This window comes from Ferruginibacter albus (assembly GCF_020042285.1).
GTDB lineage: Bacteria > Bacteroidota > Bacteroidia > Chitinophagales > Chitinophagaceae > Ferruginibacter > Ferruginibacter albus.
Genome location: NZ_CP083388.1, coordinates 1,904,702 through 1,916,425 on the forward strand (window position 1 = coordinate 1,904,702; position 11,724 = coordinate 1,916,425).

Annotated in this window: 13 protein-coding genes; 9 read left to right on the forward strand and 4 right to left on the reverse strand. The window is 36.7% G+C overall.

Features of this window, described 5'->3' with window-relative positions:
- Window positions 1-152: 152 nt before the first annotated feature.
- Complete coding sequence (locus K9M53_RS08380) at window positions 153-806, forward strand: C40 family peptidase (protein ID WP_224013762.1); 654 nt, start codon at window positions 153-155, stop codon at window positions 804-806.
- Here K9M53_RS08380 and K9M53_RS08385 read toward each other — a convergent pair.
- Both K9M53_RS08385 and K9M53_RS08390 read right to left on the reverse strand, forming a co-directional pair.
- Complete coding sequence (locus tag K9M53_RS08385; RefSeq protein WP_224013764.1) at window positions 803-2,320, reverse strand: lipopolysaccharide biosynthesis protein; 1,518 nt, start codon at window positions 2,318-2,320, stop codon at window positions 803-805. The two genes, K9M53_RS08380 and K9M53_RS08385, sit on opposite strands and share 4 nt — an antisense overlap.
- An 18-nt stretch (window positions 2,321-2,338) precedes the next feature.
- Window positions 2,339-4,069: a M1 family metallopeptidase gene (locus K9M53_RS08390; protein WP_224013766.1), complete on the reverse strand. Its 1,731-nt coding sequence runs from the start codon at window positions 4,067-4,069 to the stop codon at window positions 2,339-2,341.
- A gap of 45 nt (window positions 4,070-4,114) precedes the next feature.
- Between K9M53_RS08390 and K9M53_RS08395 the strand changes: the two genes are divergently transcribed.
- The gene (locus K9M53_RS08395) at window positions 4,115-5,737 is read left to right on the forward strand and encodes an ABC transporter substrate-binding protein (protein WP_224013768.1); all 1,623 of its coding nucleotides are present in this window, start codon (window positions 4,115-4,117) and stop codon (window positions 5,735-5,737) included.
- Window positions 5,738-5,787: 50 nt separating this feature from the next.
- Here the strand turns inward: K9M53_RS08395 and msrA are convergent, their stop codons facing one another.
- Window positions 5,788-6,438 (reverse strand): peptide-methionine (S)-S-oxide reductase MsrA, encoded by a 651-nt coding sequence (msrA, locus tag K9M53_RS08400; protein WP_224013770.1) that lies wholly within the window; start codon window positions 6,436-6,438, stop codon window positions 5,788-5,790.
- A 133-nt stretch (window positions 6,439-6,571) separates the two neighbouring features.
- Window positions 6,572-7,294 carry a hypothetical protein gene (locus K9M53_RS08405; RefSeq protein ID WP_224013772.1) on the reverse strand — a complete coding sequence of 241 codons (723 nt, stop codon included), beginning with the start codon at window positions 7,292-7,294 and terminating at the stop codon, window positions 6,572-6,574.
- 147 nt (window positions 7,295-7,441) lie between these two features.
- Between K9M53_RS08405 and K9M53_RS08410 the strand changes: the two genes are divergently transcribed.
- The 7 genes from K9M53_RS08410 (at window position 7,442) to K9M53_RS08440 (ending at window position 11,697) form a co-directional block, all read left to right on the forward strand.
- Window positions 7,442-7,618 carry a hypothetical protein gene (locus K9M53_RS08410; protein ID WP_224013774.1) on the forward strand — a complete coding sequence of 59 codons (177 nt, stop codon included), beginning with the start codon at window positions 7,442-7,444 and terminating at the stop codon, window positions 7,616-7,618.
- 145 nt (window positions 7,619-7,763) lie between these two features.
- Window positions 7,764-8,519 (forward strand): hypothetical protein, encoded by a 756-nt coding sequence (locus K9M53_RS08415; RefSeq protein WP_224013776.1) that lies wholly within the window; start codon window positions 7,764-7,766, stop codon window positions 8,517-8,519.
- A gap of 89 nt (window positions 8,520-8,608) precedes the next feature.
- Entirely contained in the window at window positions 8,609-9,160 is a 552-nt protein-coding gene (locus K9M53_RS08420) for a transposase (RefSeq protein ID WP_224013778.1), read from the forward strand.
- 98 nt (window positions 9,161-9,258) lie between these two features.
- Window positions 9,259-9,609, forward strand: coding sequence for a hypothetical protein (locus tag K9M53_RS08425; RefSeq protein WP_224013780.1), 351 nt, complete (start codon window positions 9,259-9,261; stop codon window positions 9,607-9,609).
- A 41-nt stretch (window positions 9,610-9,650) separates the two neighbouring features.
- On the forward strand, window positions 9,651-9,803 hold the full coding sequence (locus K9M53_RS08430) for a hypothetical protein (RefSeq protein ID WP_224013782.1): 153 nt from the start codon (window positions 9,651-9,653) through the stop codon (window positions 9,801-9,803).
- An 83-nt stretch (window positions 9,804-9,886) separates the two neighbouring features.
- Window positions 9,887-10,312 (forward strand): DUF1801 domain-containing protein, encoded by a 426-nt coding sequence (locus K9M53_RS08435; protein ID WP_224013784.1) that lies wholly within the window; start codon window positions 9,887-9,889, stop codon window positions 10,310-10,312.
- Window positions 10,313-10,401: 89 nt separating this feature from the next.
- On the forward strand, window positions 10,402-11,697 hold the full coding sequence (locus K9M53_RS08440) for a hypothetical protein (RefSeq protein WP_224013786.1): 1,296 nt from the start codon (window positions 10,402-10,404) through the stop codon (window positions 11,695-11,697).
- Window positions 11,698-11,724: the final 27 nt, after the last annotated feature.

Consider the following 11,724-nt stretch of genomic DNA (forward strand, 5'->3'; position numbering starts at 1 on the left):
GGATTGTACGCTTTGTTTTTTCCACAGTAATTTATGGGAGCAAAGGCTTGGTTGCGGGAAAACAATTAACATCGGTTTATAAAAAGAAGTTGATTAAGGAATAGAAGGGGCGTACCTTTGCGCAGCTTTTGTAACTATAAAACATCCAATGCATGAAAAAAATATTTATTTCTGTTGGTCTTCTTGCAGGAGGAATGTCCTTTGCCAAAGCGCAAGCTACTTCAGTAAAATTCATAGATAATATAGAAATTGTTCCCGGTACTTCTTCCGGTGAAAGTTTACGTACGCCAACTGCCTCTTCTAAAACAAGTACAGCAAAGCCAATAACAGCTACTGTAGTAACGAATACTTCGGCCTCCTATATTGAAAAATGCTCTTCGCTTCAATTCAAATATGGCTTATTGTTAGATACTGCAGTAGAGCTTATTACCAATCTTAAGCTATATGGGTTTATAGATGAATGGATGAGCACCCGTTACAAATATGGCGGCACTACACAGGATGGAATTGATTGCAGCGCATTTGCATCAACATTAATCAACAATGTATATGCTGTTACACTTCCCCGTACGGCAAAAGAACAATATACGGCTACAGACAGGCTGTATAGAGATGATCTGAAAGAAGGCGATCTTGTTTTTTTTAATACACGAGGAGGTGTAAGCCATGTAGGCGTGTATCTATGGAATGGTTATTTTGTGCATAGCAGTACCAATGAAGGTGTTACCATAAGTAATTTGGATGAAGGCTATTATAAAAAGAAATTTATTGGCGGCGGAAGAGTTTCCAATATTACAGGTAATTAATCATTTACTTTTTTTAGCCGTAAACGTTTCAATGTTGTTTGCCAAACGGGGATAATATCCGGGGATAGTTTTAGTAGAAGAGTTCCGGGTATGAACAATAAACAAAAAGTAATACTTCGAATAACGATCCAGCCAAATCCTGTATAATTATTAAACAGCAAATAGCAGCAGTAATAACAACCCGCTCCTAAAAACAACGTATAGAGTGTCTTCATATCAAAAGGTTGCAGCTTGAATTTTTTCAACAAAAACCAATACCTGATGGCATTATACACAGTAAAAGAAATAAGATTGGCAATAGCCGGGCCCAATGTTCCAAAATAATATTTAGTAAGAAAATAGTTCAAGGGAAGTGTCAATGCTACTAAAATTATTCCTGTAAAAAGCTCAAAACGCCAAAGGGTGGAAGTACCGATGATCTGTGCATTTACACCCGTTCCCATGTCTATTATTCGCATCAATCCAATGAAAAAGAAAACCCAACGTGCTTGCGAATAGTTTTTTTGAAAATGAAAGGTGTGGATACCATCCGTAAAGTTTAGCCATATTAAGAGAAACAACCCTATAGCAAAGATCAATTGATTAATAGAAGAACGATGGTAAATTCGGTTGATCTTTGCCATGTCCTTATCTTTCCATGCCTGTGATAATGCTGCGAAAGAAGCTGAAATGATACCTCGTTGAGGCGCCTGTACAACACTTGCAATATTTTGGCCTAATGTAAAAACAGCTACAGCAGCTAAGCCTTCTTTTGATACTGACCCTAATAGAATTGAATCGAACACCTGTGAAATATTGTAAACGATCAAGCCGCCGAATATATAGCTTACAAATACTACGATCTTTCTAAAAAATTTTTTGGTAACAATGCTTGTATTGAATGTAAAAGATATCTGTCCTTTTATAAACAAATAAATAAATAATCCTGCGGCGATGCCTATATAAGTGAATGAATAAATGTGAATGAACGTGTTAAATGGAGTGGTGATCTTTGCAAAAAAGAGGAATATTAATATCGTAGTAAATAAGCGAAAAATAACCTCCCTGAATAAGCTGGTTATTACCGACTCTTTTAATTGCCATGCATATGCTTCAAAGATAGTATAGAGGGTAAGCCCGAGTCCAAGTGGGAATATCAAGTAATAATATTGTACAAACTGTGGCGAATTCTGACTGTATTTTCTTATTACGGTGTCTTTAAACATTAATCCTAATACTACAACAAAGCAAAAGCCGATCAAGGATATTGTAAGTGCCCAGGTAAGTATATCATTTTTTTTCTTCGATAGGTTGTCGTTATAATACGGATAAAATTTTGTGATATAGGCTCCCATACCAAACGTAGCAAAAGAACATATGATGTTGGCAACAGCAATAAAAATGCCTGTTAGTCCATATTCCGATTGAGAGAAGCCGCCTTCTTTCGTAAATAAGTAGGTATTAAAAAAACCCAATGCAAAGCCTATATATACTATTATCGAAGAAAGAATACTTTGCTTTCGTATTTGCGACATACTGTTGTTTGCGCTAAATTAATTTACCTTTTTGGTATTGATGTAGAAATTTCTGTCGACACTGAATTTATTTTCACCGGGAGGCATGTTCAATGTTTGCCATTGTTCAGCAGGTTTGATCCAATGTTCACCATTGCAATTGATCTTTAAAGGAAGATCAAAGCCGCTGACACAATTTGTCCAGCGATAAGAGAGTGCTTTATTATCTAGCTTATATTCTAATGTCGGGATATTAATAGTTCTTAAATATTGATCGAATACTTTAGAGAAGTTGATTTTTGATTGTTGAGAAATATAATCTTCAATCTGTTTGGTGGTTACGGTTTGATGATAGAATGTTTTGTTCAATCCTCTTAGTATTTGCCTGAATAGCGAATCATTATTAATTACCTGGCGGATGGTATGCAGCATGTTAGCCGCTTTGTAATACATATCAATTTCGGGCTCTTTATTCACTCCATAAGCAGTGATAATAGGTTCTTTGTTTTCGATGTTCTTTCTTAACCCGATCACATAATCATTACCTGCTTCTTTGCCATAATAATATTCCGTAAACAATGCTTCACTGTAGTTGGTAAAACCTTCATGCACCCACATATCGGCAATGTCTTTGGTAGTAATATTGTTGCCAAACCATTCATGACCGCTTTCATGCACGATCATAAAATCCCATTTCATTCCCCAGCCGGTGCCGCTCAGGTCTTGTCCATAATAGCCCATGCGATAGCCGTTACCGTAAGCAACAGCGCTCTGATGTTCCATACCGAGATAAGGAGCATCTACCAGCTTATATCCATCTTCATAAAAAGGATAAGGGCCAAACCAATATTCAAATGCTTTCATCATTCTTGTAGCATCTTTAAAATGTTCTTTGGCTTTGTCCAAATTATAGTCCAACACCCAATAATCCATATCCAGTTTTCCTTTTTCTCCGTTGTATACTTCTCCAAAGTGAACGTACTTGCCGATGTAAGGAATGAGATTATAATTATTAATAGGAGATTTTACTTCCCATGTATACGTTTTAGTTCCGTCTTTATTGTCAACTGTTTTTGATAATCGTCCGTTGCTGACTGCCATTAGTGTATCCGGTGCTGTTATCGTAAGACTTGCGCCATTATCCGGCTCATCGCCCTGGTAATCTTTGCAAGGATACCAAACACTTGCTCCTAAACCCTGGCAGGCAATACTTACCCATGGTCTGTCTAATTTGTCTTTTGTCCAAACAAGACCGCCATCCCAAGGGGGCTTAATAGCTACAGTAGGTTTGCCGTGATAGTCAATAATTAGCTTTTTATACTCTTTATATTCTTTGACATTATATTCTTTAACGAGGTTTGGTGGAATAGTAAATTTTAAAAAGTATGCATTCCCTTGCCTTGTTATTTCTTTTGCTTTTATTTGGATTGTACCAGACATATTCAATGCATTTGCTTGTTCATAAGAAGAAGCATTTGCTGTTCCAATTTCTAATTGTGCGTCATCAATAATTAAGGGCTCTTGCAGATCAATTTGAAATACAGAATCAGTTCTTAATTCTTTAAACGTAATTGTATTCTGTCCTTTAATAGTACTGTCATTGATATTAAATGATACATTCAAATCATATCTCTGCACATCCCACCAACTCCTTCCTTCTACATTACTTCCCCGTAATGTATCTGCATGTGTAAAAGGCTGCGCTTGTGAATGGTCAATAGTGAATAGTGAAAATATGAGAAGTACAATAATGTTAAAATGCTTATTCATTTCTACGCCTTTATTTTGCTAATTTAGTTCAGTTTTATATTATTTATGAACCATTCATATAATAAGTTTAGTGTTCGGTATTTACTTGTTGCTTGCAGCTTATGGCTGGTGGCTTGCTCTTCTCATCAGCATCCTGATAAGAAAATATTTCATTACAACGAAAGCAGCGGCATTGCTTCTTTAGATCCTGCCTTTGCAAAGAACCAATCTATCATGTGGGCGGTGCATCAAATCTATAATACATTGATAGAGGTGGATGATAAGATGCAATTGAAACCTTCGCTGGCGCAGCGTTGGGAAATAGCTGCCGATAATCTTACGTATACGTTTCATTTACGTACCGATGTTTTCTTTCACCGGGATGATTGTTTTGCTAATAAAGAAAGAAGGTTAACAGCATTTGATGTTGAATACAGCTTTAAGCGTATTACAGATAAAAACGTGGCAAGCCCCGGCGCATGGATATTTAATAAAGTGGCTGTGGATGGATTTAAAGCGATCAATGATTCCACTTTTCAATTAAAGCTGATACAGCCTTTTCAACCAATACTCGGCATACTAAGTATGCAATATTGTTCCATTGTTCCAAAGGAAGCAGTAGAAAAATATGGAACTGATTTTCGTCGCCACCCGGTTGGTACAGGACCATTCCAGTATGTTGCATGGGAAGAAGGGCAGGCGTTGATCTTAAAAAAGAATGAACAGTATTTTGAAAAAGATAGCACAGGCAGATCATTACCTTATTTAGACGGCATCAAAGTTTCTTTTAATGAAAGCAAGGCAACAGAGTTTTTAGAGTTTCAGCAAGGCAAGCTGGATTTTATAAATGATATCGATCCATCCTTTAAAGATGAAGTGCTTACTAAAACAGGTAACTTAAAAAAGGAGTGGGAGGGAAAGGTCATCTTACAAAAACATCCTTATCTGAACACTGAATACTTCGGCATCTTATCAGATACCAATAATGCTATTCTTGCAAACTCGCCTTTGCGTTTTAAAAAGATCCGGCAGGCAATTAATTATGGGTTTGACAGAAGAAAGATGATGTTGTACATCCGTAACTCTATTGGCACTGCAGCAGAGAATGGTTTTGTTCCGCAGGGGTTACCTTCTTTCGATACTTCAATTATTGGTTATCGTTATGATGTAACTAAAGCAAAACAATTATTAGCTGAAAGCGGCTTCCCTAACGGGGAGGGGTTACCACCCATTACCTTACTCACCATTCCTATTTATGCAGATATTGCCGGTTACTTCGCTAATGAACTGGCACAGATCGGCATTACCATTAAAGTAGAAGTAATTCAAAAAAGCTTATTGCTGGAACAAACGGCTAAATCGCAGGCGTTGTTTTTCAGAGGCAGCTGGATCGCAGATTACCCGGATGCTGAAAATTACCTGGGCGTATTTTATAGTAAGAATCCGGCACCTCCGAATTACACACGCTATAACAATCCTGCTTTTGATAAGCTATATGAAGAAGCACTGGCAGAAAAAAATGATTCCTTGCGATACAAATTATATCAGCAAATGGACAAGCTGGTGATCGATGATGCCGTGATCGTTCCGTTATGGTATGATGAGGCAATTCATTTGGTGCAACCTACTATTAAAAACTTTGAAGCGAATAGTTTGAATTTATTAGAGCTAAGAAAGACAAAAAAATAAAAATGGATAATTGATATGCTCAATTATCCATTATCTATCTTTTGTTTTTATTAATTCTTCTTCAACTTATCCTTAAACACCTTCTCAAACTTTTCCACCTTAGGTCTTATCACCAAGCGGCAATAAGGTTCATCACCGTTTTCATTGAAATAATTCTGATGATAATCTTCCGCAGGATAGAATTTAGTAAAAGGTTCTATTATCGTAACGATCGGGTCAGGATAAGCACCTGCCTTATTTAATTCGTCTTTATACTTTTCAGCTTTCGCTTTTTGTTCATCACTATGATAAAAAACTACGCTGCGATATTGCGTACCCACATCATTGCCCTGCCTGTTTAAAGTGGTTGGGTCATGTGTTTTCCAAAACACTTCCAATAGTTCATCATAGCTGATAACGGATGGATCGTATACAATCTGCAGACATTCAGCATGTCCGGTTGTGCCTGTGCAAACCTGTTTGTAGGTAGGGTTTTCAACAGTGCCGCCGCTGTAACCGCTGGTTACTTTTAGTACTCCTTTCAACTCCTGGAAAACGGCTTCTGTACACCAGAAGCAGCCATTGCCAAAGGTTGCTGTATCTGTTTTTTGAGATGAATTGGTTGTTGTCATATTATTACTGTCCTTTGTTGTTTTTGATTTTTGAGCATTACAAGATAAAGCGATAAACGTTATGAATGCTATAGCCAGATTTTTGATCATTTTCTTTTTGTTTAGCATTTGATATACGTAATACTAAAGTACGTGGTTTTTGCAGCCTTCCATCTATTAGATTGTACAAAATAAAACGCCAAACAGGTTGAATTGTTTGGCGTTTGCGTAGTGCGTACTGTTATTAATAATCTTCTTTTTGCCAGCCCCAGCTACGATATAGGGTTGGATAGGTGCCAGGATAGTTTCCCTCTAATACCCTGCGAAGACTTTTCATTACCTTTTTGATTTGTTCTTTATTGGTGTTTTTAGCGCCTACCTGTTCGCTTATTTTGCCATCGGTATTGCCGGCGCTGATCACAGAGGCATTATATACCGTATAGATATCGTTCCAAAAATTACCGCCATATTCTTCGCCGGCAAAGCCCTCTGCAGTGATCGCATCCTTCATTTGCTGTAAAGCTACCAGGCGCTTGTTCCTGTCTCTGGGAAGTTCATATACTTCGCCTCGCTTTTCAATGCCAAATTGCAGGTAATGTGCAGGGGCATTTTGTTTTTTGAATTTTTTTTGCAGGTATACTTTTACTTCCGATACCGCAGCATCTATTGATGCGTCCAATTGTGAAAGTGTTTGTGTAAGTATAGGTCTTCCGCCGCCCGTTGCCGCACGTCCCTTAAGCTGGGTTTCATACGAAGCTACCAGTGCACTAAAATCTGCCGCATTGGTATAGACCAATGTAATAACAGGATTGTCTGTCCAAGCTTTGGCAACGGCTACTGCTACATGCAGAAAATCACTGTCTTTTTTAGGAAGCCCGCTTTTTTTGTGTGCTGGAGCGGGGGTGTTAGATGGAGCGCCCGATGCATTGCCGGCATCCGGGGCACGAAGGAATTTTAAGTTATTCATGTGTAAGATTTGTGTTACTAATTAATGACAATAGTAAATTACTAAGAAGCTTACATTCAGTGGTTAAGCTTTAAAACAATGGTGACAATTTGTAGTATGGGCAATATATTTTAACAGAAGATAAGCACCGGAGGAACTCCGGAAGGTGTGTTAGCAGGAAATATATGCAGTGGAGGATCTCCGGAGGATAGGTTAGCATTAAACATGTATACCGGAGGACTTCCGGAAGGCAAGTTTGTAAGTACTATGCGTACTGGAGGAACTCGGGGAGACAGGTTTGCAGCAGACATGAATAGTGGAGGAACTCCGGAGGGGATGTTTTGAAGAGAAATTGGTAGTGGAGGATGTGCAGGCTTATATTTGTTTATTGATTTTTAGCAAGGTGAAATTTTTGGGAGTAGAGGATGATGGTATATATTTATGTGTTGTATTCAATTAGGCAACCCACATTTTAAAGGTTACAGCAATAATGAAAATAAGATTTGTTTCTGAAGAATTATTAAAATGGAACATATCAGTTTCAAGCTCGTCATTTAATAACCATACTTCAATGCTAAGGCCATATGAAATGATTAAACATTCAGAAAGTTTAATTACTCCAAGTTCTTCAGAATTTAATTTAGCAGATGGTATAGCAAACTTAAAACGAGCAATAAATCATAGGCTTCAAATTATCGAATCAATTTATAAACTTAAAGATATAAAGTTTAAAAATGCACCTAAAGGAGGATATCTAGAATTATTAGAATGTTATGGACTTGCAAAACCCTACATTATTAAATTGTTAATGGAAATACGTAATAGAATTGAGCATGATGACGCTAAACCTCCCAAAAAGGAAAGATGCCAAGAATTACTAGATATCACATGGTATTTTTTAAAATCAACAGACAAATTAGTTTATTCAATTACTAATTCTGTTTTGATAGAACCTGTAGAGAAGCAGGGATATTTCGGAAAGTATGGATGTGATATGCATGTTGACTTTTCTAAGAAAGTTTTTAAGATGTCGGGATGGATTCCATCTTCATTTATCACAACAAAAAAAGAAAATAGTTTTTTTCAAATCAATTGTACCGTTATGCATGATGGAGAATTTTGGAGAAACAAAGATTCAAATATTCATAAAGACAAAACTAAAGAAGATATTTGGATTATTGGAAATCTTAAAGTATCTGAAGAGCAAAAGAAAGAATTTTTAATTAAAATTCTAACGGCAAATTAAAATTTTCTTCCCTTCGCCTTGGTTCGTGTCTACACGAACCATTCGCTAAAGTCCAATCCATTAAAATAAAATATTTCTTAACTTGTTCAATGCAAACCACCCAACGAAAATCTTTCACAGCAATTGGCAATATATATTTTTGGACAGCAACGATTCACAAATGGTACCCTTTGTTACAAAACGATACAGAAAAAAAGCTTATCGCAGATTCGCTTAAAACACTTTCGGATAAAGGTGCTATAACAGTATATGCATTTGTTATCATGCCCAACCATATTCATTTAATATGGCAACTGAATGCGCCAAATGGAAAGGAAAGTGCAAAAGGCAGCTTTCTTAAATTCACAGCACATGAATTTAAAAAGATGTTGAAATTATCAGGAGGCTTGGAGAATTATAAAGTAGACGCAGCCAATAAGGAATACCAGTTTTGGCAAAGAGACTCGTTAGGGATAGAAATATGGAGTCGTGAAGTAGCTAAACAAAAACTGAATTATATCCATAACAATCCGGTATCAGGTAAATGGCAATTGGCAAAAAATGATATTTCGTATTATTATTCTTCAGCGAAATTTTATGAAGATGGTATTGATGAATTTGGCTTTCTGAATAATTTGTTTAAAGTATTTGACGGAGATTGACCATAGCGAATGGTTCGTGTAGACACGAACCAAGGCGAAGGGACACGAACCAAGGCGAAGAGGCTGCTAAATGCAGCCTTTTTTATTACATTTGAAACATGAAGAAAATCTTGTTTGCAATTGTTATGTTTTCTAGTTGTACTAATAATCACAATACAGTTAAGAGCGTTTCCCTCGGTAAAGAGGATTCTTTAAAAGTAAATTTGATTGGCGAATGGGGTGGGAATGAAAATACTGCTATTATGGTATTTGAAAAAGATTCTATGTATTTCACAAATCGGAAACAGCATTATTCTTATAAAATTGATAGTACCGATATTATAATTAAATTAGAAATACATGAATATAAAATGAAAAATGTTTCCATTATAAAAGATACTTTTCAGTTTTATAGTGCAGACCTTCCAACAATTCCTATTAAATCATATCGGGTTAAAAAAAAGTCATAATTTTTTTTACCTCCCGTGGTGCAACAGATTGACCATAGCGAATGGTTCGTGGAGACACGAACCAAGGCGAAGGTAAATGGCAATTGGCAAAAAATGATATTTCGTATTATTATTCTTCAGCGAAATTTTATGAAGATGGTATTGATGAATTTGGCTTTCTGAATAATTTGTTTAAAGTATTTGACGTAGATTGACCATAGCGAATGGTTCGTGGAGACACGAACCAAGGCGAAGGAAGTAGTAATAATTGTAAAACGACACATTAATAAGGACTAAAATGGACATTCAAAAGCAAATCAACAATTACATAGCATCGCAACCTGATACAAAACGTTCAGATATGGAAGCTTTGCATAAGCGCATACTTAAACTATTTCCAAAAGGTAAATTATGGTTTTTAGACGGCAGGGACGACAAAGGGAAAATTGTTACCAATCCTAATATTGGCTATGGTCTTCTAACAATGAAATATGCTGATGGTAAGACCAAAGAATTTTACCAGGTTGGTATTAGTGCAAACACAACAGGAATATCAGTTTATATTATGGGCATTCAAGACAAAAAGTATTTACCCGGAACCTATGGAAAAACAATAGGTAAGGCAAGTGTAACCGGATACTGTATTAAGTTCAAAACACTGAAAGACATAAATATCGACATATTGGAAGCGGCAATCCGAGATGGTGTTAAGCAAACGGCTTAACCTACTACTGTCTTCACCAATCATGATATAGATATATTCATTTGTTTAGGCTTAACTTAACGCTTACTTTTAGTTTACAAATAATTATTATGAAAATTATTTTCTTACAATCAATATTTTTTCTTTTGATCGCTTCCTGCGTATTGGCACAAGAGAATGCTGTTATTGATATCAGCAATCTTACAGAAAACAGTCCGGCAGGTTGCCTTAGCGGTAATTGCAAAGATGGCGAGGGCGTATATTTTTATAATTACGGGTATTTTTTGATGTATATATCTGCGGGTACTTTTTCTGACGGATATATTGATGGTTATGCTGCTGAGTATACATTAAGACCGTATGGTGCCGACGGAAAAGTAAGACTGTTTAGTGTGAAGCGTGGCATGATGAAAAATACATTATTAAAAGAAGGCAGCTATACTTTACTTTCATTGCGAAGCGGCGATACATTGGAAACGGCCGTTGGCACTTTTGAGGATACTGAATTTAAAGGTATCAAGCTTATAAAAGGTACTCATTTTTTTTATCCAATGGGTAAGTCATCCAATCAATTTTTGCAGGAGGAAGGTAGTTTTGACGGCTATAATAGTTTTAATGTAAAGGTTACCAGCCACAACCTTCTTACTATGCCCGACAATAATTTTACAATTAACCTATATAATCCGCTTGATTATTACTGTCTTTCGGGAGATTGTATAAATGGAAAAAGCGTTCTGCTCACAGAACGTGGTATTTATGCCGGAAAATTTAAAGACCACAATTTTGCGTCAGGCACTATAGAATTTTTTAATGCTGCAATCAACGATGGTGCCGGTATCTTTACTACTAAAGATGGTGTAAACGGTACATTTACACCCGCCGGAAGCAATGATGCAATTGTGGCAACACTAAATAGTAGCAATGATTATAAGGTTGTTATTAAATATGATGATTACAGACCAACAGGCAGCAAGAGAAATAAGATTTCCCAATACGCTCAAAACTGGCTTACTTCAGTATACATACCGGATGTTGTTTTTTATCAGCGGGTCTCCAATACATATGATAGTCTTCAACAAAAGGAAGATGCCCTTATCAAAATAGAGGAAGAAAAGGAGCAGGCAGAATACGAAAAAAATCATCCTTATATACATCAAACCATTACACCTTATTCAAAAGAAACCGATCCATACTATTATAGTCCGGAACAAAAACGTCAGATGGCGTTGTACAACCAATCCGGTAGTTCCGGGGGTAGTTCATCTTCATCATCGTATTCAAGTTTTTCGTCGTGTTCAGTATGCGGCGGGCGTGGCTATATGGAATATGATTGCGGGGGAGGTGGCGGTCATCTATGCCGTAAATACTGCACAGCATGCAATGGTACAGGGCGTGTGCATAATTAAAAGCTTTCGCCTTGGTTCGTGGACACG

What these genes read in the sequence shown, in the direction of transcription:
- K9M53_RS08380 (WP_224013762.1), top strand. Translation starts at nt 153, where the DNA reads ATGAAAAAAATATTTATTTCTGTTGGTCTTCTTGCAGGAGGAATGTCC.
- K9M53_RS08415 (WP_224013776.1), top strand. Translation starts at nt 7,764, where the DNA reads ATGAAAATAAGATTTGTTTCTGAAGAATTATTAAAATGGAACATATCA.
- K9M53_RS08425 (WP_224013780.1), top strand. Translation starts at nt 9,259, where the DNA reads ATGAAGAAAATCTTGTTTGCAATTGTTATGTTTTCTAGTTGTACTAAT.
- K9M53_RS08385 (WP_224013764.1), bottom strand. Translation starts at nt 2,320, where the DNA reads ATGTCGCAAATACGAAAGCAAAGTATTCTTTCTTCGATAATAGTATAT.
- K9M53_RS08430 (WP_224013782.1), top strand. Translation starts at nt 9,651, where the DNA reads ATGGTTCGTGGAGACACGAACCAAGGCGAAGGTAAATGGCAATTGGCA.
- K9M53_RS08435 (WP_224013784.1), top strand. Translation starts at nt 9,887, where the DNA reads ATGGACATTCAAAAGCAAATCAACAATTACATAGCATCGCAACCTGAT.
- K9M53_RS08440 (WP_224013786.1), top strand. Translation starts at nt 10,402, where the DNA reads ATGAAAATTATTTTCTTACAATCAATATTTTTTCTTTTGATCGCTTCC.
- K9M53_RS08405 (WP_224013772.1), bottom strand. Translation starts at nt 7,294, where the DNA reads ATGAATAACTTAAAATTCCTTCGTGCCCCGGATGCCGGCAATGCATCG.
- msrA (WP_224013770.1), bottom strand. Translation starts at nt 6,438, where the DNA reads ATGATCAAAAATCTGGCTATAGCATTCATAACGTTTATCGCTTTATCT.
- K9M53_RS08420 (WP_224013778.1), top strand. Translation starts at nt 8,609, where the DNA reads ATGCAAACCACCCAACGAAAATCTTTCACAGCAATTGGCAATATATAT.
- K9M53_RS08390 (WP_224013766.1), bottom strand. Translation starts at nt 4,069, where the DNA reads ATGAATAAGCATTTTAACATTATTGTACTTCTCATATTTTCACTATTC.
- K9M53_RS08395 (WP_224013768.1), top strand. Translation starts at nt 4,115, where the DNA reads ATGAACCATTCATATAATAAGTTTAGTGTTCGGTATTTACTTGTTGCT.